19 protein-coding genes and 1 pseudogene are annotated in these 23,277 nt (G+C 72.4%); 3 read left to right on the top strand and 17 right to left on the bottom strand.

From position 1 onward, the window contains the following. Positions 1-31 precede the first annotated feature (31 nt). The 15 genes from AB0D93_RS15750 to AB0D93_RS15680 all read right to left on the bottom strand — a co-directional run bounded on the left by AB0D93_RS15750 (position 32) and on the right by AB0D93_RS15680 (position 19,096). Complete coding sequence (locus AB0D93_RS15750; RefSeq protein ID WP_362119321.1) at positions 32-3,073, bottom strand: AAA family ATPase; 3,042 nt, start codon at positions 3,071-3,073, stop codon at positions 32-34. 203 nt (positions 3,074-3,276) lie between these two features. Further along, positions 3,277-3,468 carry a hypothetical protein gene (locus AB0D93_RS15745; protein WP_362119318.1) on the bottom strand — a complete coding sequence of 64 codons (192 nt, stop codon included), beginning with the start codon at positions 3,466-3,468 and terminating at the stop codon, positions 3,277-3,279. A 197-nt stretch (positions 3,469-3,665) separates the two neighbouring features. Next, on the bottom strand, positions 3,666-4,247 hold the full coding sequence (locus tag AB0D93_RS15740; protein WP_362119315.1) for a hypothetical protein: 582 nt from the start codon (positions 4,245-4,247) through the stop codon (positions 3,666-3,668). A gap of 35 nt (positions 4,248-4,282) precedes the next feature. Beyond that, positions 4,283-4,858, bottom strand: a complete 576-nt coding sequence (locus tag AB0D93_RS15735; protein ID WP_362119312.1) for a GNAT family protein — start codon at positions 4,856-4,858, stop codon at positions 4,283-4,285. Then, on the bottom strand, positions 4,836-7,067 hold the full coding sequence (locus AB0D93_RS15730; protein ID WP_362119309.1) for an MMPL family transporter: 2,232 nt from the start codon (positions 7,065-7,067) through the stop codon (positions 4,836-4,838). Before AB0D93_RS15730 ends, AB0D93_RS15735 begins: the two co-directional genes overlap by 23 nt. 280 nt (positions 7,068-7,347) lie before the next feature. After that, entirely contained in the window at positions 7,348-8,862 is a 1,515-nt protein-coding gene (gene gatB / locus AB0D93_RS15725) for an Asp-tRNA(Asn)/Glu-tRNA(Gln) amidotransferase subunit GatB (protein WP_362119306.1), read from the bottom strand. A gap of 16 nt (positions 8,863-8,878) precedes the next feature. After that, on the bottom strand, positions 8,879-9,118 hold the full coding sequence (locus AB0D93_RS15720) for a hypothetical protein (RefSeq protein ID WP_053662973.1): 240 nt from the start codon (positions 9,116-9,118) through the stop codon (positions 8,879-8,881). Continuing rightward, a complete protein-coding gene (gene gatA / locus AB0D93_RS15715) occupies positions 9,115-10,614 on the bottom strand; it encodes an Asp-tRNA(Asn)/Glu-tRNA(Gln) amidotransferase subunit GatA (protein WP_362119303.1) in 1,500 nt (499 codons plus the stop codon). Before gatA ends, AB0D93_RS15720 begins: the two co-directional genes overlap by 4 nt. 5 nt (positions 10,615-10,619) lie before the next feature. Beyond that, entirely contained in the window at positions 10,620-10,916 is a 297-nt protein-coding gene (gene gatC / locus AB0D93_RS15710) for an Asp-tRNA(Asn)/Glu-tRNA(Gln) amidotransferase subunit GatC (protein ID WP_006130840.1), read from the bottom strand. Between the two features lie 91 nt (positions 10,917-11,007). After that, positions 11,008-11,502, bottom strand: coding sequence for a cupin domain-containing protein (locus AB0D93_RS15705; protein ID WP_362119299.1), 495 nt, complete (start codon positions 11,500-11,502; stop codon positions 11,008-11,010). A gap of 281 nt (positions 11,503-11,783) precedes the next feature. Next, positions 11,784-14,024: a bifunctional diguanylate cyclase/phosphodiesterase gene (locus AB0D93_RS15700; protein ID WP_362119296.1), complete on the bottom strand. Its 2,241-nt coding sequence runs from the start codon at positions 14,022-14,024 to the stop codon at positions 11,784-11,786. Positions 14,025-14,286: 262 nt separating this feature from the next. Continuing rightward, positions 14,287-16,479: an NAD-dependent DNA ligase LigA gene (ligA, locus tag AB0D93_RS15695; protein WP_362119293.1), complete on the bottom strand. Its 2,193-nt coding sequence runs from the start codon at positions 16,477-16,479 to the stop codon at positions 14,287-14,289. Between the two features lie 15 nt (positions 16,480-16,494). Next, positions 16,495-17,502 (bottom strand): methionine synthase, encoded by a 1,008-nt coding sequence (locus AB0D93_RS15690; protein WP_362119290.1) that lies wholly within the window; start codon positions 17,500-17,502, stop codon positions 16,495-16,497. A 348-nt stretch (positions 17,503-17,850) separates the two neighbouring features. Further along, entirely contained in the window at positions 17,851-18,540 is a 690-nt protein-coding gene (locus tag AB0D93_RS15685) for an SDR family oxidoreductase (protein WP_362119287.1), read from the bottom strand. 16 nt (positions 18,541-18,556) lie between these two features. Beyond that, positions 18,557-19,096 (bottom strand): TIGR00730 family Rossman fold protein, encoded by a 540-nt coding sequence (locus tag AB0D93_RS15680; protein WP_362119284.1) that lies wholly within the window; start codon positions 19,094-19,096, stop codon positions 18,557-18,559. 82 nt (positions 19,097-19,178) lie between these two features. On the opposite strand from AB0D93_RS15680, the gene AB0D93_RS15675 reads away from it, so the two are divergent. Continuing rightward, positions 19,179-19,502: a DUF427 domain-containing protein gene (locus tag AB0D93_RS15675; protein WP_362119281.1), complete on the top strand. Its 324-nt coding sequence runs from the start codon at positions 19,179-19,181 to the stop codon at positions 19,500-19,502. Between the two features lie 37 nt (positions 19,503-19,539). Next, positions 19,540-20,322: an alpha/beta hydrolase gene (locus tag AB0D93_RS15670; protein WP_362119278.1), complete on the top strand. Its 783-nt coding sequence runs from the start codon at positions 19,540-19,542 to the stop codon at positions 20,320-20,322. A 57-nt stretch (positions 20,323-20,379) separates the two neighbouring features. On the opposite strand, the gene mnmA is transcribed toward AB0D93_RS15670, so the two are convergent. Continuing rightward, entirely contained in the window at positions 20,380-21,501 is a 1,122-nt protein-coding gene (gene mnmA / locus AB0D93_RS15665) for a tRNA 2-thiouridine(34) synthase MnmA (protein ID WP_362119275.1), read from the bottom strand. Positions 21,502-21,561: 60 nt separating this feature from the next. On the opposite strand from mnmA, the pseudogene AB0D93_RS15660 reads away from it, so the two are divergent. Continuing rightward, a pseudogene (locus tag AB0D93_RS15660) lies at positions 21,562-21,727 on the top strand (N-acetylmuramoyl-L-alanine amidase); the annotation flags it as partial. A 308-nt stretch (positions 21,728-22,035) separates the two neighbouring features. Here the strand turns inward: AB0D93_RS15660 and AB0D93_RS15655 are convergent. Further along, entirely contained in the window at positions 22,036-23,205 is a 1,170-nt protein-coding gene (locus tag AB0D93_RS15655) for a cysteine desulfurase family protein (protein WP_362119272.1), read from the bottom strand. Between the last annotated feature and the right edge of the window lie 72 nt (positions 23,206-23,277).

The raw sequence follows: 23,277 nt of genomic DNA, 5'->3' as shown, positions 1-23,277 counted from the left end.
TCCCCCTTGTGGCGTTTCTCCAGCGTAGGTCTCAGCCCGCCCTCCCGGCAGTGAGCGTCTCGGCCGGGAACAGTCCCAGCCGGTGCGCCACCGCCGCCGCCTCTCCCCGGCCCGAGACACCGAGCTTGCTCAGGATGTTGGACACGTGGACGCTCGCGGTCTTGGGCGAGATGAACAGCTCCTCGGCGATCTGGCGGTTGGTACGGCCGGCCGAGACCAGGCGCAGGACGTCCCGCTCCCGGTTGGTGAGGCCGAGTTCGGCGGCGGGGTCGGCGGCGGCGAGGCCCTGCCGGGGCGCGCGGCTCAGGGTGAGCCGGGCCCGCTGGGCGAGCCGGGCGACGGCGTCGGCGAGGGACCGGGCGTCGAGGTGTCCGGCGACCGCCGCGGCCAGCCGGAGCAGTTCCGCCGCGCGGTCGCGTTCGTCGTCACCGCCGTCTGCCAGGAGCGCGCCGGCCAGGCGGTGGCGGGCCCGGGCGAGCTCGTAGGGGCGGTCCAGGCACTCGAAGGCGGTGACGACGGGCGACCAGTCGTCGGCGGTGTCCGTGCCCTTCGCGCGGCGCAGCTCGGCGCGGGTCCACTGTTCGTAGGCCTGCCAGAGCGGGGCGCCGGTGGTGAGGTTGCGTACGGCGTCGGCCAGGCGGTCGAGGATCTCGCCGCGGTCCGGTCCGGCGGCGGGCAGGGTGCGGGTCTCGGCCTCCGCGGTGGCGGCGGCCCGCAGCAGCGGCCAGCCGTAGCGCTGGGTGCCGGGCGGGAATCCGTCGTCCAGGGCCCGGAGCAGTTCGGCTCGGGCGTCTGCGATACGGCCCTCCTGGGCGGCGACGCCGAGGGCGACCCTGGCCACGGGCAGAGAGAGCTGCGGCATGGGGTCATGGGTGCCGTAGTGGGCGCGGGCGGCGGCGAGTTGGCGGGCCGCCTCGGCGAGGTCGCCGCGGGCTAGGGCGAGGTGGGCCAGGCGCAGGGCGCCCTGGCCACGGGGCTTGGCGCTGTGGCCGACGCGGGTCGCGTGGGCGGCGGTCTCGGCGGCCTCCGCCCAGTCGCCCAGCGAGTACAGCGCCTCGGACAGGTTGCCCCGGGTCCACGCCTCGGAGTCCATCAGCCCGTGGGCGCGGGCGAAGGCGATCCCCTCGCGCAGGAGGGGGACGGCCTCCCGGTCCCGGCCGATGCTCTGCAGCTCGGACGGCAGGTTCACATAGGCGCGGCCGGCGACATAGTGCACGCCCTCCGCGAGGCTGTCCCGCAGCACCTGCCGCATCTCCGCCAGGCCGGTCTCGGTGTCGCCCGCGTCCACCTTGAGACCCCCGAGGGTGAGGCGGGCGTGCAGTTCGATGTCGCGGGCACCGACCATGCGCGCGTACTCCACGGCCCGCTCGGCGGCGGCGAAGGCCTCGCGTCCGGGCCGGTGCAGCATGGACCAGCCGGCGGCGAGGGCCAGCACCTCGGCGTGCACCTCGGACGGCGGCAGGCCGCGCACCAGGTCCTGGGCGGTGGCCAGTTCCTGCCGGCCGTCGCCGCGGCCCTGGGCCTGGACGAGCCGGGAGCGCTGCACCCAGAACCAGGCGGCGCGCAGGGGGTCCGGTTCCTCCTCCAGGAGACGCAGCGCCCGCTTGGTGATCTTCAGCGCGCGTTCGCGTTCGCCGCCGAAGCGGCCCGCGACGGCGGCCTCGGCCATCAGGTCGAGATAGCGCAGCGGGGTGGTGGCCGGGTCGCAGCCGCAGGGCGGGTAGACCTCGGCGTAGTCGACCGGGCGCAGGGCGGAACGCACCTCCTGCGGGGCGCTGTCCCACAGCTCCATCGCCCGCTCCAGCAGCCCTAGTTGCTCGGTGTAGGCGTGCCGGCGGCGGGCCACGACGGAGGCGTCCAGGACGGCGGGCAGGGCCTTGGCCGCGTCGTGGGCGTGGTACCAGTAGCTGGCGAGACGCATCACGCGCGCGTCGGCCGGGACGAGCGTGGGGTCGCTCTCCAGGGCTTCGGCGTACCGGCGGTTGAGCCGGGAGCGTTCGCCGGGCAGCAGGTCGTCCGCGACGGCCTCGCGGACCAGGGAGTGCCGGAAGCGGTAGCCGTCGCCGGCCGGGGTGACGGTGAGGAGGTTGGCGCCGACGGCGGTCCGCAGCGCCTCGATGAGATCGTCCTCGCCGAGCCGGGCGACGGCCGCGATCAGCCGGTACTCCACGGTGGAGCCGCCCTCGGCGACGACCCGGGCGACGCGCTGGGCGCTCTCGGGCAGCGTCTCGACACGCACCAGGAGCAGGTCGCGCAGGGAGTCGGTGAGGCCGGTGCAGCAGCCGTCGCAGCCGGCGACGGCCAGTTCCTCGACGAAGAAGGCGTTGCCGTCGGAGCGTTCGAAGATCTCGTCGACCTGGGCGGGGTCGGGTTCGGCGGCGAGGATGCCGGCGATCTGGCGGGCGACCTCCTCGCGGGTGAAGCGGTCGAGTTCGACCCGGCGGACGGTGCGCAGCCGGTCGAGCTCGGCGAGCAGGGGGCGCAGCGGGTGGCGGCGGTGGATGTCGTCGGAGCGGTAGGTGGCGAGGACGAGGAGCCGGCCGGCGCGCAGGGTGCGGAAGAGGTAGGCGAGGAGGTGGCGGGTGGAGGCGTCGGCCCAGTGCAGGTCCTCCAGCACGAGCACGACCGGCCGCTCGGCGGCGACCTGTTCCAGCAGCCGGGCGGTGAGCTCGAACAGGCGGGCCATGCCCTGCTCGTCGTGCCCGCCGGCGCCGGCCTCGCCCAGGTCGGGCAGGAGGCGGGCCAGTTCCTCCTCCTGTCCGCGCGCTGCGGCGGCGAACTCCTCGGGCAGGGCGTCCCGCAGCGCGCGCAGCGCGGTGGAGAAGGGGGCGAACGGCAGGCCGTCGGCGCCGATCTCCACACAGCCGCCGACGGCGACGACCGCGTGCCGGCCGGCGGCCGCGGCGAACTCCTCGACGAGGCGGGTCTTGCCGACGCCGGCCTCGCCGCCGAGCAGCAGCGCCTGCGGCTCACCGGCGCGGGCGCGGGCGAGCGCGTCGTTCAGGGTGTCCAGCTCGTCGGTGCGGCCGATGAACACGGGACTCACGGACTTGGTCTCCACGGGCCCGAGCATCGCACGAGGGCCGGATGGCGCGGCAGCGGTTTTCCACAGCTTCGGTGTGATCGTCGCACCGCCGCTCGGAAGGGCTGTGGAAACAGACGGAAGGGTCGTACGACTGGGGTGGACAGTCGTACGACCCTCATCCGGCGGGCCCGGAGGGCGGCCGACCCCCGTACGGCCGCCCTCCGCACCGGGCCCCTTCATCGGTCCGGTGTTCACGCGGTGCGCGGGATCCGGTGCCGGCGGGGCCGGTCGGTATGGGACTCGGCGGCCGCGCCGCCGTGTCCGGCCGATCCCGCGCGGCGGGCGGCGCGGCGGGCCCGGGCGGCCTCGCGGGCCAGGCGCTGCTGCTCGGCCTCGAGGATCAGCTGGGCGGAGCGCATCTTGTGGTACTCGATCTCGATCACGGTGGGTCCTTCGAGGAGAGTCGGTGTCGTGCGTCGCTTTCCGCGATGCCTCCACCTTCGTCTCCCAGGGGGGTGCGCCACATCGGGAGAGTTCCGCATCTTCGGGCGCCGTACGGGCCCCACGCGCGCGTAAGGGGCCTCAGGGAGTCCGTAAGGTGCTCATGGATTTCCCTAAGGCCCCTGGGACCTGCGCGTTCTCAGCCCGTCGAGGGCAGGGCGAGCAGGGCGTCGGAGTACTTCAGTACGGCCAGCAGCAGGCCGATGACGCCGAGCGAGACGCCCGCCCAGGCGACGGACCTGATCCACGGCTCCTGGGTACGGCCGGGGGCGCCGAAAGCGGGCCGGGCGAGCACGACCACGCCGGTGAGCAGCGCGGCCAGCGCGAACAGGCCGGCCCACAGGGCGGTGCTGTGCCAGGCGTTGCCGTAGACCGCCTTGATCTGGGCGGCGACGCTCGCGGTGGAGGAGGTGTGCAGCTGGCCGGCGAGCTGCTCGCGGGCGCCGGCGACGGTGCCGATCCAGCCGCCGCTGAGCGAGACGAGGCCCAGCGCGGCGGAGACCACGGCACCGGCGCCCTGGCCGACCCCGGAGGGCACCTTCTCCTGGTCGGGTTCCTGCTCCCCGGCGTCCGCCTCCTCGACGGTGTCGGCCTGCCCGGTGCCGTCCTCAAGGGTCTCCGCCCGCGCGGCCCCCGCATCGGTGGTGGCGGCCTCCACCGCCGTCTCGTCGCCCTGCGCCTCGGTGCCGGCCGCGGCGCCTTCCTGTGTCTTCGTAGCCATGCCCGGCACCGTACGGACGTTGTCTGAGAGGTCTCTTAATGATCGTTGTGGGCGCCACGCGCGCGTGCCGCACGCCATTCGGGGGCGAGCACCGACCAGATCTCGGTGCTGGCGCGCACACCCTGGTGCGGGTAGTTCTCGCGGAGCATGCCCTCGCGGGTCATGCCGAGCCGCCGGGCCACGTTGATGCTGGGCTCGTTGGCGGAGGACGCGTACCACTCCACGCGGTGCATGCCGCGGTCCTCGAAGGCCCACTCCAGTAGTACCCGCATGCCCCGGGTGACCAGACCACGCCCGGCCGCCGCGGGCTCCAGCCAGCAGCCGGCCTCGCACACGCCGCTCGGGGTGTCCCACACCCTGAACAGCAGGCCGCCGACCAGCTTCCCGTCCAGCCAGATGCCGTGCAGGCCGCCCGTGTCGGCGGCGCGCTTGTCGGCGTACGACCTCAGCCAGGAACGCGCGCCGGCCAGGTCGGACACCACCTCCGCCAGCCCGATGTGCCGGCCGATGAACTCCCGCCCCCGGTCGATGTTGGCGAGGAGCTCCTCGGCGTGCCAGACCTCCAGAGGCCGCAGCTCGGCGCCGTCGTCACCCAGGGATATCGCGTACATCGCGCTGCTCTTCCTTCCGCAATTCCTCCACCGAGACCCCGCCGAGCCTCTCATGCGCGGCGCGGCACCCGGGCGGCTCGATGCTGACGCGGGGCAGGCGGCGCTCCAGCCAGGCGGGCAGCCACCAGTTGGCGGCGCCGAGCAGATGCATCAGGGCGGGCACGAGCAGGGTGCGCAGGACGAAGGCGTCCAGGGCGACGGCCGAGGCGAGCGCTATGCCGAACATGGCGATCACGCGGTCACCGCTGAGCACGAAGGCGAGGAAGACCGAGATCATGATGATCGCGGCGGAGTTGATGACCCGGCTGGTCTCGGCGAGACCCACGCGGACGGCGCGCCGGTTGTCGCCGGTCTCCAGCCACTCCTCGTACATCCGGCTGACCAGGAAGACCTGGTAGTCCATGGAGAGGCCGAAGAGCACCGACACCATGATCACGGGCAGGAACGGCTCGATGGGCCCGGCCCGGCCGAGGCCGAGCAGTTCGCTGCCCCAGCCCCACTGGAAGACGGCGACGACGATGCCGAACGCGGCGGCCACGGCGGCGATGTTCATCACCGCGGCCTTCAGCGGGATGCCGAGCGAGCGGAACGCGACGAGCAGCAGCAGACAGCCGAGCCCGATGACCGCCCCCACGAACAGCGGCAGTTTGCCGACGATCACATCAGCGAAGTCGTCGTAGCCGGCGGTGACTCCGCCGACCTGAATGTCGAGGGAGGTGCCCGCCTCCGCGCGCGGCAGCACCTCCGTGCGCAGCCGGTCCACCAGGTCGCTGGTCGCCTGCGACTGCGGTGCGGAGTCGGGCACGACCGTGAGGTACGCGGTACCGCCGCCGGTGGCGTAGGTGGCCGGGGTGACGGAGGCGACGCCCGGGGTGGCGCGCAGGGTCGTGTCGAGGTTGTCCAGGGCGAGCTTGTCCGCGCCGCCGTCCACCCGGGCCACCAGGGTGAGCGGACCGTTCACCCCGGGTCCAAAGCCCTCGGCGAGCAGGTCGTAGGCCCTGCGGGTGGTGGAGCCGCGGGGGTCGTTGCCCTGGTCGGAGGTGCCGAGGTGGAGGGAGAGGGTCGGCAGGGCGAGCAGCGCGACCACGCCGACGGCGAGCGAACCGAGCAGCTTGGGGCGGCGTTCGACCAGCGCCGACCAGCGGGCGGCGAGGCCGGTGGGCAGCTCGGGACGCGGTCCGTGCTCGGCGAGCCGGCGCCGCTCACGGCGGCTGAGGGCCCGTGGGCCGATGTACGACAGCAGGGCGGGCAGCAGGGTGACCGAGGCCGCGACGGTGAGCACGACCGTCAACGAGGCTGCCACGGCGACCCCGTTGAGGAAGCTCAGACGCAGTATCAGCATCCCCAGCAGGGCGATGCACACCGTCGCACCCGCGAAGACGACCGCGCGTCCGGTGGTGGCCACGGCGTTCACGGCGGCCTCGGTGACACTCAGGCCGCGTTTCAGTCCGCGCCGGTGTCTGGTCACTATGAACAGCGCGTAGTCGATGCCGACGCCGAGGCCGATCAGCATGCCGAGCATCGGCGCGAAGTCGGCGACGTTCATGGCGTGTCCGAGCAGCCCGATGCCGGAGTAGGCGGTGCCGACGCCGACCAGCGCGGTGGCGATGGGCAGGGCGGAGGCGGCGAGCGAACCGAAGGCGAGGAACAGCACGACGGCCGCGACGAGCACGCCGACCACCTCGGCGGTGTGTTCGCGCGGGGACGCGGTGAGCCCGATCGCGCTGCCGCCCAGCTCCACCCGCAGCCCGTCGCCCGCCGCGGCCCGGGCGGTGCGCACCACGGCCTGTGCCTCGGACCGGTCGATGTGATCGGCCGGCTGGGCGAAGGTGACGGTCGCGTAGCCCGTATGGCCGTCGGCGCTGATCCGGTGGGCGCCGTGGTGGCCGTACGGGCCGGTCACCGAGGCCACGCCGGGCAGCGAGGCGATCCGGTCCATGGCGCGGGTCATGGTCTGTTCGACGTCGGCGGCGCGGACGGTGCCGGTGACGGTGTGCCAGACAACGGTGTCGCTGTCCCCGCCCAGGCCCGGGAAGCCCTCCTCGAGCAGGTGCGCGGCACGGCCGGACTCGGTGCCGGGGACGTCGTAGTCGTTCGAGTACGCCGAACCCGCCACGGCGGCGGCAGCGGTGACCCCGCCGAAGGCGAGGAGCCACAGCAGCACGGTGATCAGCCGGTGCCGGACACACCAACGGGCGAGGTCTGCCACGGACGTGCTCCCAGAAGACGATTTGTTGATCTTTGGCCGGGAACGATCGTCCATAAACTGAACAGCCCGCAAAGAAGGTATGTGCAACCGCAGAACACTCTTGCAGGCGAAAGTGATCGTTTGCCGTGATCGTGGGCTTATTCACAGGAGTGGGAGGGACATCACAGGACACTCCGGCGAACTCTGTCGCCCGGGCCGCCACTTCGGGCCTTGGCGGCAGCCATGCGTACGGCCCCGGAAGGCATGCCTTCCGGGGCCGTACGGGTGCGCAGTCCGGGCCTCAGCCCTCGCTCACGCCCAGCTGCTGAAGGATCAGCTCCTTGACGCGGGCCGCGTCGGCCTGGCCGCGGGTGGCCTTCATGACCGCGCCGACCAGGGCGCCGGCCGCGGCCACCTTGCCGCCGCGGATCTTGTCCGCGATGCCCGGGTTGCCGGCGATGGCCTCCTCGACCGCGGTGGTCAGCGCACCCTCGTCGGAGACGACCTTCAGGCCGCGCTTGTCGACGACCTCGTCCGGGGTGCCCTCGCCCGCGAGGACGCCCTCGATGACCTGGCGGGCCAGCTTGTCGTTCAGGTCGCCCTTCGCGACGAGCTCGGTGACCCGGGCCACCTGCTCCGGCGTGATGGCCAGCTCGTCCAGTGCCTTGCCGGACTCGTTGGCGCTGCGCGCCAGTTCACCCATCCACCACTTGCGGGCGGAGGCGGCGTCGGCACCGGCGTCGATCGTGGCGACGATCGGGTCCAGCGCACCGGCGTTCAGGATCGCCTGCATGTCGGTGGCCGAGATGCCCCACTCGGCGAGCAGCCGGGTGCGGCGGACCAGCGGCAGTTCGGGCAGCGCCGCACGGATCTCCTCGACCCATGCGCGGGACGGGGCGACCGGGACGAGGTCGGGCTCCGGGAAGTACCGGTAGTCCTCGGCCTCCTCCTTCACGCGGCCCGAGGTCGTGGACCCGGTGTCCTCGTGGAAGTGGCGGGTCTCCTGGACGATCGTGCCGCCGCCGGAGAGCACGGCCGCGTGGCGCATGATCTCGTAGCGGGCCGCACGCTCGACCGAACGCAGGGAGTTGACGTTCTTGGTCTCGGAGCGCGTGCCGAACTTCTCGCTGCCCTTGGGCATCAGCGACAGGTTCACGTCGCAGCGCATCTGGCCCATCTCCATGCGGGCCTCGGACACGCCGAGGGCACGGATGACCTCGCGCAGCTCGCGGACGTACGCCTTGGCGACCTCGGGGGCGCGCTCGCCGGCGCCGACGATCGGCTTGGTGACGATCTCGATGAGCGGGATGCCGGCGCGGTTGTAGTCCAGCAGGGAGTGGGACGCGCCGTGGATACGGCCCGTGGCGCCGCCGACGTGCGTCGACTTGCCGGTGTCCTCCTCCATGTGGGCGCGCTCGATCTCCACGCGGAAGGTCTCCCCGTCCTCCAGCTGGACGTCGAGGTAGCCGTTGAAGGCGATCGGCTCGTCGTACTGGGAGGTCTGGAAGTTCTTCGGCATGTCCGGATAGAAGTAGTTCTTCCGGGCGAAGCGGCACCACTCGGCGATCTCGCAGTTCAGCGCGAGACCGATCCTGATCGCGGACTCGACGCCGGTCGCGTTGACGACCGGGAGCGCGCCGGGCAGGCCGAGGCAGGTCGGGCAGGTCTGGGTGTTCGGGTCGGCACCGAGCGCCGTCGAACAGCCGCAGAACATCTTGGTCTTGGTGCCGAGTTCGACATGGACCTCGAGGCCCATGACGGGGTCGTACGACGCCAGCGCGTCCTCGTACGACACCAGGTCGGTCGTGGTGGTCACGGTGAAAACTTCCCTCTCAGCCCAGCAGGACGTCGTCGTCGCCCAGCCGCTTCAGCTCGCGGTAGAGGATCGCGAGGCCGGTCACGATCGCCACGGCGGAGACCGTGGCGTCGATCAGCCGCAGCGTGTCGTGCTCGGCGCGGGCCTTCTTGATCTGCTTGGTGACACCGATCGCGCCGAACGCGGTGGTGGCCATCGACAGGTACGTACCGGACTTGGACTTCTTGAAGTCCTTGGCCTTGGACAGCTTGCTCACAGCGACGGAGCCTCCTCCAGCAGCGGGTGACCCCACTTTTCCACGAAGGCGGCCTCGACGGCGGCGCCCACCTTGTACAGGCGGTCGTCCTGCATCGCCGGGGCGATGATCTGCAGGCCCACCGGGAGGTTGTCCTCCGGGGCGAGGCCGCAGGGCAGGGACATGGCCGCGTTGCCCGCCAGGTTGGTCGGGATGGTGCACAGGTCCGCGAGGTACATCGCCATCGGGTCGTCGGCGCGCTCGCCGATCGCGAAGGCGGTGGTCGGGGTCGTCGGCGAGACGATGACGTCGACCTGCTCGAAGGCCTTCTCGAAGTCGCGCGTGATGAGCGTGCGGACCTTCTGCGCGGAGCCGTAGTAGGCGTCGTAGTAGCCGCTCGACAGGGCGTACGTGCCGAGCATGATGCGGCGCTTGACCTCGGGGCCGAAGCCGGCCTCGCGGGTGAGGGAGGTGACCTCCTCGGCCGAGTGGCCGCCGTCGTCGCCGGTCCGCAGGCCGTAGCGCAGGCCGTCGAAGCGGGCGAGGTTGGAGGAGCACTCGGACGGCGCGATCAGGTAGTACGCCGACAGGGCGAGGTCGAAGGACGGGCAGTCCAGCTCGACGATCTCGGCGCCCAGCTCCTTCAGCAGCGCGACGGACTCGTCGAAGCGCTGGATGACGCCGGCCTGGTAGCCCTCGCCGCGGAACTGCTTGACGACGCCGACGCGCATGCCGGCCACCGAGCCGTTGCGGGCGGCCTCGACGACCGGCGGGACCGGGGCGTCGACGGAGGTGGAGTCCAGCGGGTCGTGACCGGCGATGACCTCGTGCAGGAGGGCCGCGTCCAGGACCGTACGGGCGCAGGGACCGCCCTGGTCGAGGGAGGAGGAGAAGGCGACCATGCCGAAGCGGGACACCGCGCCGTACGTCGGCTTCACGCCGACCGTGCCGGTGACGGCGGCCGGCTGGCGGATGGAACCGCCGGTGTCGGTGCCGATGGCGAGCGGGGCCTGGAAGGAGGCGAGGGCGGCGGAGGAGCCGCCGCCGGAGCCGCCGGGGATCTTGGTCAGGTCCCACGGGTTGCCGGTGGGCCCGTAGGCGCTGTTCTCCGTCGACGACCCCATGGCGAACTCGTCCATGTTGGTCTTGCCGAGGATGACGACGTCGGCGGCCTTGAGCCGCTTGGTGAGCGTCGCGTCGTACGGCGGGATCCAGCCCTCGAGGATCTTCGAGCCGACGGTCGTGGGCACGCCCTCGGTGGTGAAGATGTCCTTGAGCGCGAGCGGGACGCCGGCCAGCGGGCCGAGCTTCTCGCCGCGGGCCCGCTTCTCGTCCACGGCCCGGGCCTGGGCGAGCGCGCCCTCGCGGTCGACGTGCAGGAAGGCGTGCACCTTCTCGTCGACGGCCTCGATGCGGGCGAGGTGGGCCTCGGTGACCGCGACGGCCGTCAGCTCGCCGGAGGCGATCTTCTCGGCGATCTGTGCGGCCGTGAGCTTGATGATGTTGCTGTCCGTCATGGCGGTCACTCCTCCCCCAGGATCTGCGGCACCTTGAAACGCTGCTGCTCCTGGGCCGGGGCGCCGGAGAGCGCCTGCTCGGGGGTGAGCGAGGGACGGACCTCGTCCGCGCGCATGACGTTCGTCAGCGGGAGCGGGTGCGAGGTCGGCGGTACGTCTTGGTCGGCGACCTCGCTGACGCGGGCGACCGCGCCGATGATGTCGTCCAGCTGTCCCGCGAAGTGGTCGAGTTCTTCGGGCTTCAGCTCCAGACGCGCCAGCCGGGCGAGGTGGGCGACCTCCTCGCGCGTGATGCCAGGCATGCAGCGATCCTCTGGGTGAGTGTGTGTGGTTTGGCTCAATCCTATGGGGCGGGGCCGGGTGGCCGTTAAACGGTTTCCCCGGCCCTGTCGCTCACTGGCGGCGCCCGTCCCAGACATCGCTCTTCAGGAAGTGGTTGTCGTACAGGTCCTGGACCTCGAGGATGCTCTCCGGAGTGGCCTCGCCGAGGCGGATGCGCTGCAGGTGACGGAAGTACTCGAAGCGCTCGACGCCGGGCGTGATCACGATGAGCAGATCGGCGTCGGCACCCGGCACGGCCGCGAAGGCGTGCGGTTTGCCGGGCGGGACGACGACGAGGTCGCCGGGACCGGCGGTGACGACGTCCTCACCGGAGAGGATGTCGGCGGCGCCGTCGAGCAGGAAGAACATCTCGGCGGAGTTGTCGTGCCAGTGCGGCTTGGCGCCGTCGGCGCCGCCCGTGAGGGTGACGCGCTGGGTGGACAGGGCTCCGCCGGTCGCGCTGCTGTCGGCCAGCAGGCGGACGGTGGTGGGCGCTCGGCCGACGACCTCGGCGTCGGCCTCGCGGACGATCACGGACTCGTCGAACTCGGGCACGAACAGCGACATGGATCTCCCCTGTCAGGTCCGGTCGGACCGCGAAGAGCGGTCCGGCACTGATCCGTACAACGACCGCGGTGGCGAAGTGGATCCCGGATCCACGGCGGAAGGCCTACGGCGAACCGCTGGTGGTGGAGCCGATCACGGCCGAGGGCGAGGACTCCGGTCTGGCGTTGCCGATCGCCCGCTCCGCAGGGCCCCGAGCGGCCCGTGAGGGGGAAGCTGCGCGGGGAACCGCGCGACCAACCACAACGGACCCGCCCACGGCGACCGGGTCCATCCGCGAAGGACTATTCGGCGGCCGGCAGAGCCGCTCGCGGCCGCTGCCACCCCCGGGACCCCCGGGCCCGCAGCCACGCCGTCGTCTCCTCGGGAGGCATCGCCGCGGCGACCAGCCACCCCTGCACGGCGTCACAGCCCAGGTCGCGCAACCGCTCCCACGTCTCGTCGTCCTCCACGCCCTCGGCGACGACGAGAAGCCCCAGCGAATGCGCCAGATCCACGGTGCAGCGCACGATCTCCGCGTCCTCCGTGTCGACGGCGAGCCGCGCCACGAACGACCGGTCGATCTTCAGCTCGCTCACCGGCAGCCGCCGTAGGTGCACCAGCGACGAATACCCGGTGCCGAAGTCGTCCAGGGACATCTTCACCCCGTGCCCGGTGAGCCCGGCGAGCGTGTCCGCGGCCCGCTGCGGGTCCTCCAGCAGCACGTGCTCGGTGATCTCCAGCTGCAAGGCCCCCGCGGGGACACCGTGCCGGGCCAGCCGCGCGGCGACCGAACCCGCGAACCCGGGCGTGTGGACGTCGCGCGGGGAGACGTTGACGGCCACCGGTACCCGGAGTCCCTGCGCGCGCCACTTGGCCACCTGCCCGAGCGCGGTCTCCAGTACGTACTCCGTCAGATGGGGCATCAGCCCGGAGGACTCGGCGATCGCTATGAACTCGTCCGGCGGAACCTTCCCTCGCTCGGGGTGCACCCAGCGCACCAGCGCCTCGAGGCCGGCGACCTGACCGTCGAAGCGGACCTTGGGCTGGTAGTGCAGCTGCACCTCGTGCGCGTCCAGCGCCCGACGCAGATCGCCCAGCAGACCGAGGCGGTCCGGGGTGTTGGAGTCCCGCTTGGACTCGTACACCTCGACGCCCGTACGGTCCCGCTTCGCCTGGTACATCGCCACGTCCGCGCGCCGCAGCAGCCCCTCGGCGTCGAGTGCGTGGTCGGGGAAGACGGCCACTCCGGCGCTGGCCTCCAGGACGAGGGTGAGCCCGTCCAGGTCCAGCGGTGAGCTGAGCTCGGCGACGAGGCCGCGGGCCACGCGCGTGGCCGACGTCGTGGAGTCGGCGACGGGCAGTAACACCGCGAACTCGTCGCCGCCGAGCCGCGCGGCCTCCGCTCCGCGCGGCAGGGCGAGCCGCAGCCGGTCGGCTATCTGCAGCAGCAGCCGGTCTCCGGCGAGATGACCGAGGGTGTCGTTCACCGACCGGAACCGGTCCAGGTCGATCAGCATGAGGGCGGAACGGGCGCCGATGCGTTCGGCGTCGTCGAGGGCCGTCCAGATCCGCTCCAGCAGCCACTGGCGGTTGGGCAGTCCGGTCAGCGGGTCGCGCAGCTGCTCCTCGGCACGCGCGCGGGCCATCCACAGGGTGGAGTCGAGGGCGACGAGGGGGATGGCGAACAGCGGGAGCAGGATCGGCTCGGCATCGGCGACCACGCACAGCAGCGGTGCGATGCCGAGCAGCGCCACGGCGAGCAGGCCCTGTCTGACCAGGGCCGTACGGGCCACGGTGGGCACTCCGCCGGCGCGCGGGGCGTACAGGTACCACTGCAGGCCGCGGCTGACCGCGAGGTAGGTGGCGGCGGCGAGGACCACCTCGGGGGCGGCGGCGATGCTCCAGCTGTCCGGCCGCCAGGGCGTCTCCACGCTGGGGACGCGGCCGAACGCGCCGAGCAGCAGCGCCCCGGCGCCGATGCCGAGGATGTCCACCGCGCCGTGCAGCACGCCCTGCCGCCAGCGGTGGCGCCGGGCGATGCCGACCAGGACGACGACGGTGAGGCTGACCATGCCGGCCGGGACCCAGCCGTACAGCAGCAGGACGGCGAGGGTGAGGGCGGCGCCGGAGCCGGTGCCGCCCCACCAGCGGGCGCGGCCCAGCATGACGAGGTGGCCGACGATGACGCCGGTGAGCAGGGCCAGCGACCAGCCGACGGTGCCGCACGGGAAGAGGGCGTGGTGGCCGGTGAAGGCGCGGTAGAAGCCGGCGCCGATCACGAGCGCGGCGGCGGCCACGACGACGGCGGGCAGGGTGGGCCAGGACAGGCGCCGTTCGGGATCGGTGCCGGTCAGATCGGGGGCGGGCTCGATGGCCACGGGTATGGGCGGGTGGGCGTCGGTGGCGGTGCCGGGTCCGGCCGTGCCGGCCCGGCCTGCCGTACGCCCGTGGCCCCGCACCGTCCACCGGGTCACCCGCCAGGTGCCCGTGCGACGGCGCAGACGCAGCCGTGAGTCCGGGGCGACGCTTTCGGTCGGTTCCATTCCCGTCCCTCTCACAGCCGGCGGTGCCCACGCCACGCGGCCCGATGTCCGACACCCATCAGCAGCTCCGCGTTGAAGAAACCTTCCCCGCGCGCCGGGAGCGCACGGGGATGCCCCAACCGCAGCTGGGCACGGCAGGTGCACATCTCAACAGTAGGCCGCGGAAGGCTTCCACGGGCACCGGTCGTCGACGGTTGCCCGAATACGCCCGGGCCACCCGTATGCAACTGATATGCGCCGATCGGGTGGCCTTCAACCGCTACTACTCGGTCGGAAGCGCGACTTCGGCCGCCGCTTCGGGGCCCTGCTCCAAGAGGACGCCGAAACCGTCCTCGTTCAGAACCGGAACCTTCAATTGCATGGCCTTGTCGTACTTCGATCCCGGGTTGTCACCCACGACGACGAACGAGGTCTTCTTCGACACCGATCCGGTCACCTTGGCGCCCCGGCTCTGCAGTGCGTCCTTGGCGCCGTCCCGGGTGAAGTTCTCCAGGGTGCCGGTGACGACGACGGTGAGTCCCTCCAGCGGGCGCGGGCCCTCGTCCTCGCCGGTGGAGGCGTCCTCCAGCGGGACCCCGGCGGCCTTCCACTTGCGGACGATCTCGCGGTGCCACTCCTCGGCGAACCACTCCTTGAGCGCGGCGGCGATGATCGGACCGACGCCGTCCGTGGTCGCCAGCTCTTCCTCGGTGGCCTGTTCGATGCGGTCGACGGAGCGGAACTCGCGGGCGAGGGCCTGTGCGGCGACCGGGCCGACGTGCCGGATGGACAGGCCGTTCAGGAACCGGGCCAGGGGGCGCTGCTTGGCCGCCTCGATGTTCTCCAGCAGGGCGAGGGTGTTCTTCTTCGGCTCGCCCTTCTGGTTGGCGAAGACCGTGACGACCTTCTCCTCGCCCGTCCTCGGGTCCCGCTTGGGCAGACCGCTGTCGGGGTCGAGGACGTAGGCCTTGATGGGCAGCAGCTTCTCCACCGTCAGGTCGAACAGGTCGCCCTCGTCCACCAGCGGCGGGTCGGCCGGCTCCAGCGGGCGGGTGAGCGCGGCGGCGGCCACCCCGCCGAAGTGCTCGATGTCCAGGCACTCGCGGCCCGCGAGGTAGGACACTCGCTCGCGCAACTGGGCAGGGCAGGTACGGGCGTTGGGGCAGCGCAGGTCGACGTCGCCCTCCTTCATGGGCCTGAGCGGCGTGCCGCACTCGGGGCACTCGCCCGGCATCACGAACTCCCGCTCGCTGCCGTCCCGCAGGTCGACCACCGGGCCGAGGATCTCCGGGATCACGTCACCGGCCTTGCGCAGCACGACCGTGTCCCCGATGAGGACGCCCTTGGCCTTGACGACCTCCTGGTTGTGCAGGGTGGCGAACTCCACCTCGCTGCCCGCGACCGTGACCGGCTCGACCTGCGCGTACGGCGTGACCCGTCCGGTGCGGCCGACGCCCACCTTGATGTCGACGAGCTTGGTGTTGACCTCCTCCGGCGCGTACTTGTAGGCGATCGCCCAGCGCGGGGCACGCGCGGTGGAGCCGAGCCGGCCCTGCAGCCGGATCTCGTCCAGCTTGACGACGACACCGTCGATCTCGTGCTCCACGGAGTGGCGGTTCTCGCCGTAGTGGGCGATGAACTCGCGTACCCCGTCGAGGTCGTCGACCACCCTGTTGTGCGGGGAGGTGGGCAGGCCCCAGGTCTTCAGCAGGTCGTAGGCCTGGGAGAGGCGGGTCATGCCCGTGAAGCCCTCCAGGGCGCCGATGCCGTGGACGACCATGTGCAGCGGGCGGGTGGCGGTGACGCGCGGGTCCTTCTGGCGCAGCGAACCCGCGGCGGCGTTGCGGGGGTTGGCGAACGGCTTGTCACCGACGGCGACCAGGCGTTCGTTCAGCTCGAGGAACTTCTCCATCGGGAAGTAGACCTCGCCGCGGATCTCCACCAGGTCGGGCACCTCGTCGCCCTTGAGGCGGTCGGGGATCTCGGCGATCGTACGGACGTTGGGCGTGATGTCCTCGCCGGTGCGGCCGTCGCCGCGGGTCGCCGCGCGGGTGAGCCGGCCGTGCTCGTACGTCAGGTTGACGGCGAGGCCGTCCACCTTCAGCTCGCACAGGAAGTGGTAAGCCTGCTCGCCCAGTTCGCGCGCGATGCGCTCGGCCCAGGCGGCCAGCTCGTCGTCGTTGAAGGTGTTGTCGAGGGACAGCATCCGCTGGCGGTGTTCGACCGCGGTGAACTCCGTCGCGTACGACCCCGCGACCTTCTGGGTCGGCGAGTCCGGGGTGCGCAGCTCCGGATACTGCGCCTCGAGGGCCTCCAGAGTCTTCAGGAGTTTGTCGAAGTCGGCGTCGCTGATGACGGGAGCGTCCTTCACGTAGTACCGGAAGCGGTGCTCCTCGATCTGCTCAGCGAGCTGCGCGTGCTTGTCACGTGCCTCGGCGGGCACTGCCGTCTCCGCCTGCTGCTTGTCGCCGGCCACCGTGTTGTCCTCCCGTTACTCTGGGTTGTCCGCGAGGGATCTCGCCGCCCGGACGCAGTGGGCGAGCGCCTGACGTGCGTAGCCGGGGGAAGCGCCCGCCAGACCGCACGCCGGGGTGACCGTGACCGCCTGGGCGAGCAGCCCCGGACGCAGCCCCAGCCTGCGCCACAGCGTCCTGACACCCATGACGCTACCGGCAGGGTCTGACAATGGGCCGTCCGTGCCCGGCACGACACCGGTGAACAGCCGCGTGCCGGCCTCGACGGCCTCGCCGATCGCGTCGTCGTCACGTTCGGTGAGCAGCGAGAAGTCGAAGGAGACACCGGCCGCTCCGGCCCGGCGCAGCAGGGCGAACGGCACGTCGGGCGCGCAGGAGTGGACGACCACGGGCCCGCCGTCGTGGACCGCGACCACGTCCCGCAGGGTGGCCTCCACGATCTGCCGGTCCACGGCGCGGTGCGTGCGGTAACCGCTGGCGGTGCGGACCTGTCCGCGCAGGACGGCGGTGAGGGAGGGCTCGTCGAGCTGCAGGAGGAGCCGGGCGCCGGGGACGCGGCGCCGGACCTCGGCGAGGTGGAGCCGCAGCCCCTCCCCGAGCGAGGCGGCGAGGTCGCGGCAGGCACCGGGGTCGGAGAGGGCGGCCTCGCCGTTCCTCAGCTCCAGCGCGGCGGCGAGCGTCCAGGGACCGACGGCCTGCACCTTGAGGTCGCCCTCGTAGTCCTGGGTGAACTCCTCCAGGGCGTCCAGGTCCTCGCCCAGCCAGGACCGAGCCCGCTTGGTGTCGCGGCCCGGGCGGTCCCCGATCCGCCAGCCGCTGGGCTCCACGCGCGCGTACAGCTCGACGAGCATCCCGGCGGTACGGCCGATCATGTCGGTGCCGGGGCCGCGCGCGGGCAGCTCGGGCAGGAAGGGGAAGTCCTCGAAGCTGCCGGTGACCGTCTTGGCCGCTTCCCGGGCGTCGCCGCCGGGCATGGAGCCGACACCGGTGGCTCCCGGGAACCTGAACTGGCTGTTCTCACTCACCCAGGCAGGGTATGCCGAGCACCCGGGCGGCTCCGCCCCCTGGCCCCCGCCTGTGCCCGCGCACCATGCGGCTCGGCCGGCCGGGAGGCGCGGAGCACCGTCCCGTTGTCCGCGGCCGCTCCGGAAGAGCGAGCAGAGCGTCCGGGGCGGCCACCGTCGGGTCGTCGCGGAAGCGGGCGCGTTCCCGGGAGACGCCCTGCCCGCGGCCGGCCGGGGCGAGGACCTCACCCACCACCGGGCGTCCGGCGAGCGGAGTGCCCAGGTCCGGGCCGCCCGGGATCAGCACGGCCTCCGTCCGGGACCAGGCCCCCGCCGGCCACTGCCGGATCTCGGTGGCGCCTGCCCCGCTCAGCGCCCCGGGCGCACGGTCAGGTCGTTCACCTCGGCGTCCTCGGGCAGGTCCAGGGCCATCAGGATCGTCGTGGCGACCGACTCGGGGTCGATCCACCGCTCGGCGTCGTACTGCTTGCCCTCCTGCTGGTGGACCTTGGCCTGCATGGGGCTGGCCGTGCGGCCGGGGTAGACCGAGGTCACGCGGACGCCGTTGCCGTGCTCCTCCTGGCGGAGGGAGTCGGCGAGGGCCTTCAGGCCGTGCTTGGAGGCGGCGTACGCCGACCAGCCGGCGTGGGCGTTGAGGCCGGCGCCGGAGTTGACGAAGATCACATGGCCACGGGCGGCACGCAGCTGCGGCAGGAAGTGCCGGGTCAGCTCGGCGGGGGCGATCAGGTTGACGTTGAGCTGGTGGCGCCAGGACTTGGGGGTCAGGTCGCCGACCTCGCCCAGGTCGACGACGCCGGCGATGTGCAACAGGGAGTCCACCCGGTCCGGGAGGGTCTGGTGGGAGAACGCCCAGGACAGCTTGTCCGGGTCCGCGAGGTCGCCGACCAGGGTGCGGGCGCCGGGGAACTCGGCGGCCAGTTCCTTCGCCCGGCCCGCGTCGCGCGCGTGCAGGACGAGGTCGTCCCCGCGCGCGTGCAGACGACGGGCGACAGCGGCGCCGATGCCGGAACCGGCGCCGGTGATCACATGAGTAGCCATGCCCGCCATGCTCGCATCAGTGGACGCCGAGCTGCTCCTCCAGGTAGGCCAGCGCCCCCACCGGCTCCTCCGCGAAGAACACCAGCTCGGCCAGCGGCCGGGGCAGGAAGCCCTCGTCCTCCATGCGGCGGAACTGCTGCTGGAGGCCGTCGTAGAAGCCCGCGGTGTTCAGCAGGACGACCGGCTTCTCGGTGCGGCCGTGCTTCTTCAGCTCCAGGATCTCGGTGGCCTCGTCCAGCGTGCCGGTGCCGCCCACCATGATCACCACGGCGTCGGCCTTCTCCAGCAGCAGCTTCTTGCGCTCGGCGAGGTCGGCGGCGATGACCATCTCGTCGGCGCCGGGCCGCGCCTTGTTGGCGAGGAACTCCACCGACACGCCGAGCAGCCTGCCGCCCGCCTCCTGCACCCCGTCCGCGACGACCTTCATCAGACCGACGTTGGAACCGCCCCACACCAGGGTGTGACCGGCCTTGCCGAGCAGTTCCGCGAACTCGCGCGCGGGGCGCGTGTACCGCTCGTCGAGGTCGGCGGCGGACAGGAAGACGCAGATGTTCATGGCCCCTACGGTACGGCGCTGCGCCGGAGCCGTACCGCGCGGGAGCGGGAAGAACCGCGGGGCCGCCGGTGCTGTCCTGGATATGACCGAAGGACACACGATCACCATCGACAAGAGCGAGCAGCACGTGCGCGTGGTGCACGGCGACCAGGTGCTCGCGGAGACCGACCGAGCGCTGGCACTGCGCGAGACGGGCTGTCCCGTGCGGTACTACATCCCCGCCGAGGACGTACGGCTCGACCTGCTGACCCCGTCCGACACCCACACCGTGTGCCCCTTCAAAGGCACGGCGTCCTACTGGTCGCTGCCGGACGCGCCGGACCTGGTGTGGGCATACCCGGATCCCAAGCCGGGGGTGGCGGAGATCAAGGATCACTTCTGCTTCTACGACGTCGACGTGTCGTGAGCGATGAGTCCGTGCCGGTACGGCAGTCTGCACCGACATGGACAAGAAGACGACTTCGCGGGACGGCACCACCCTCGCGTACCAAGTGACCGGTCAGGGGCCGACGGTGATCCTGGTGAGCGGCGCGATGTCCACCGGCGGCACCGTGGCGCCCCTGGCCCAGCGGCTCGCGGACCGCTGCACGGCCGTCGTCTACGACCGCCGGGGCCGCGGCGAGAGCGGTGACACGAAGCCGTACGCGGTCGAGCGCGAGGTCGAGGACCTGGCCGCGCTGATCGACGCCGTGGGAGGCGAGGCGGCGCTGTTCGGGGTCTCCTCGGGCGGCGCGCTGGTGCTGCAGGCGGTGGCGAGCGGGCTGCCGGCCGCCCGGGCCGCCGTGTACGAGGTGCCGTACGCGGACTTCCTGCCGGGCGGTGCCGAGCGGGAGGCCGTGTACAAGGAACAGCTGAACAAGGCCCTCTCGGAGGGCCGGCGCGGGGACGCGGTGGAGCTGTTTCTGCGGCTGACGGGGCTGGGCGAGGAGGTCATCCGGGGCGCCCGCCAGTCGCCGATGTGGGCCGGTATGGAGGCCGTCGCGCCGAGTCTCGCCCACGACGACGCGGTCATGGGCGACGGGCTGCTGCCCCGGGAACGGCTCACCGCGATCTCCGTGCCCGTGCTGGCGGTGGCGGGCGGCGCGAGCCCGGAGTGGATGCGCGAGGCGAGCCGGGAGATCTCCAGGGCGGTACCCGACAGCGCGTACCGCGAACTGGAGGGTCAGACCCACATGGTGGAGCCGGACGTGCTGGGGCCGGTGCTGGCGGAGTTCGTCGCCGGATGACCGCCCCGGCCGGCCGCGTCGGGGGGTGAGCGGCGGCGGGGTGGCCGGTGGCTACAGCTACACCGTGGCCGTGGCGCGCGTGGTCGACGCGATCGTCGCCGAGCCCACCACGCGCGTGCCGTCGTACAGGACGATCGCCTGGCCGGGGGCGACACCGCGGACGGGTTCGGTGAAGGTCACGCGCAGCTCGCCGTCGACCGGAGCCACGGTGACCTCGGTCTCGCCGCCGTGGGCGCGCAGCTGGGCGGTGTAGGTGCCGGGGCCGGTGGGGGCGGTGCCGCACCAGCGGGGCTTGATCGCGGTCAGGGCGCTGACGTCCAGGGCGGCCGCCGGGCCGACGGTCACGGTGTTGGTCACCGGCGAGATGTCGAGGACGTAGCGGGGCTTGCCGTCGGGGGCCGGGGTGCCGATCCTGAGGCCCTTGCGCTGGCCGATGGTGAAGCCGTACGCGCCCTCGTGCGTGCCCAGCCTGGTGCCGGACTCGTCGACGATGTCGCCCTCGGCCTTGCCCAGCCGCTGGGCGAGGAAGCCCTGGGTGTCGCCGTCGGCGATGAAGCAGATGTCGTGCGAGTCGGGCTTCTTGGCGACGGCCAGGCCCCGGCGCTCGGCCTCGGCGCGGATCTCCTCCTTGGTGGTGACCGTGTCGCCGAGCGGGAACATGGCGTGGGCCAGCTGTTTCTCGTCCAGCACACCGAGGACGTACGACTGGTCCTTCGCCATGTCGGAGGCGCGGTGCAGCTCACGGGAGCCGTCCTCGCGCACGATCACCTGGGCGTAGTGACCGGTGCAGACGGCGTCGAAGCCGAGGGCCAGCGCCTTGTCGAGCAGCGCGGCGAACTTGATCTTCTCGTTGCAGCGCAGGCAGGGGTTGGGGGTGCGGCCGGCCTCGTACTCGGCGACGAAGTCCTCGACCACGTCCTCACGGAAGCGGTCGGCGAGGTCCCAGACGTAGAACGGGATGCCGATGACGTCGGCCGCGCGGCGGGCGTCACGCGAGTCCTCGATGGTGCAACAGCCCCGCGCGCCGGTCCGGAAGGACTGCGGGTTCGCGGAGAGCGCGAGGTGGACGCCGGTGACGTCGTGGCCGGCTTCCGCTGCGCGCGCGGCGGCGACGGCGGAGTCGACTCCACCGGACATGGCGGCGAGGACGCGGAGGGGGCGCTGCGGGGTCTCAGTCATAGCCCCTCCAGGGTACGGGGCCGCGGGAACCGGGAGCGCCGGACATCCGTTGACGATCACATGGGGGCGACGCAGGGTGCGGCAGCGAGCGACGGGGACCGGCGGCTGGGGCGGCGGGCCCCGGGTGGCGGGTGCCGTCGGCTTCCGGGGCGCGCGCTGGGTGCCGGCCCCCCCGGCCAACTACCGGCGGGCGGACCGGCCGGACGGCTACGCGGTCGACCGGATCCGGGGCCGCACTGGGACTGGGTGCGATATCTGCAAAAAATCAAGACCTAGCCCCTTTTTTGTCCGGCAGGGGCGGTTCTATCCTTTTTGTAGGCCTACGAGACGAGTGAGGGAGTTCAAGCGGAGTAGCCGACTTCAGCGAGATACCTGTTATCTCTTCAAGGAGAGGAACACCGTCTCCGCTGGTGCCGACATCGACGCTCGGGCTGAGAGGCCGAAAGGTCGCAAGGACTGGACCTGACGGCGACCCCCATCACCTGATCCGGACAATGCCGGCGAAGGGAACCCGCCTCGTAGGTCGCTCGCGTGTCAGGTGAGCCCCGCGGCCCTGGCGCGTTCCACCGCCGGGCCGATCGCCTTCGCGACCGCCTCGACATCCGCCTCCGTGGAGGTGTGGCCGAGGGAGAAACGCAGGGTGCCGCGGGCCAGGTCCGGGTCGGTGCCGGTGGCGAGCAGCACATGGCTGGGCTGGGCGACGCCCGCGGTGCAGGCGGAGCCGGTCGAGCACTCGATGCCCTGGGCGTCCAGCAGGAGCAGCAGGGAGTCGCCCTCGCAGCCGGGGAAGGTGAAGTGCGCGTTGGCCGGCAGCCGGCCCTCGGACGCCGGGTCGCCGCCGAGGATCGCGTCCGGGACGGCGGTGCGGACGGCCGTGACGAGCCGGTCGCGCAGGGCGCCGATCTCCCGGGCGAACCACTCGCGCCGCTCGGTGGCGAGCCGGCCGGCCACGGCGAAGGAGGCGACGGCGGGGACGTCGAGGGTGCCGGAGCGGACGTGCCGCTCCTGGCCGCCGCCGTGCAGGACGGGCACGGGGCTCCGGTCACGGCCGAGCAGCAGCGCGCCGATGCCGTACGGGCCGCCGACCTTGTGGCCGGAAACGGTCATCGCGGCGAGGCCGGAGGCGGCGAAGTCGACCGGGACCTGACCGAACGCCTGGACCGCGTCGGCATGCATCGGGATGCCGAACTCGGCGGCCACCTCGGCGAGTTCGCGGACCGGGAGGATGGTGCCGATCTCATTGTTGGCCCACATCACGGTGACCAGCGCGACGTCGTCGGGGTTGCGGGCGATGGCCTCGCGCAGCGCGTCGGGGTGGACGCGGCCGTAGGAGTCGACGGGGAGGTACTCGACCGTCGCGCCCTCGTGTTCGCCGAGCCAGTGGACGGCGTCGAGGACGGCGTGGTGCTCGACGGGACTGGCCAGGACGCGGGTACGGGCCGGGTCGGCGCCGCGGCGGGACCAGTACAGGCCCTTGACGGCGAGGTTGTCGGCCTCGGTGCCGCCCGAGGTGAAGACCACCTCGCTGGGGCGGGCGCCGAGCGCTTCCGCGAGGGTTTCGCGGGATTCCTCGACCGTACGGCGGGCCTGGCGGCCGGATGCGTGGAGGGAGGAGGCATTGCCCGTGATGCTCAACTGGGCGGTCAGAGCCTCTGCCGCCTCCGGGAGCATCGGGGTTGTCGCGGCGTGGTCGAGGTAAGCCATGGTGAGCCCGATTCTACGGGGCCCCCGCGGCGGGACTGGGCCACGGATCCGGCTACCCCGTGCCTGCCGTGC

The sequence above is a fragment of the Streptomyces sp. NPDC048191 genome (assembly GCF_040652655.1).
Classification (GTDB): Bacteria; Actinomycetota; Actinomycetes; order Streptomycetales; family Streptomycetaceae; genus Streptomyces.
The sequence above is the reverse complement of the archived record's forward strand: the minus strand, read 5'-3'. Positions and strand labels throughout refer to the sequence as shown.